Below are 393 nucleotides of genomic sequence, written 5' to 3' on the forward strand. Positions count from 1 at the left end.
ATTTTAACTACTCCCTCGTTTTTACTTCTATTTTGGCTAAACTTGCATTCCATATATTCTGTCTTAGTCCGGCTTATCCTAAAACCCTTTGATTCTAAAACACCCCTCCATAGTTCTAACTTGGCATTTACCCCCTCTCTAGTCTCATCAATCAACACAACATCATCAGCAAATAGCATACACCATGCCACTTCCTCCTGTATGTGCCTAGTCAACTCATCGATAACTAAAACAAAAAGGTATGGACTCAATGTTGACCCTTGGTGCAACACTACTGTGATCGCAAACTCATTTGTCTCTCCCCCCGTTGTCCTAACACTAGCTATCGCTCCATCATACATATCCTTAACTATGTCAATATATCTACTTGGGACCCCTTGTTTATCCAAAACC

Annotated in this window: 1 protein-coding gene; it reads right to left on the bottom strand. The window is 40.5% G+C overall.

What is annotated here, in order from left to right:
- Positions 1 to 393: reverse transcriptase domain-containing protein (locus EN885_RS33340; RefSeq protein WP_206616892.1), on the bottom strand; the 393-nt coding region annotated here is incomplete at both ends.

The organism is Mesorhizobium sp. M6A.T.Cr.TU.014.01.1.1 (assembly GCF_004022765.1).
Lineage (GTDB): Bacteria > Pseudomonadota > Alphaproteobacteria > Rhizobiales > Rhizobiaceae > Mesorhizobium > Mesorhizobium mediterraneum.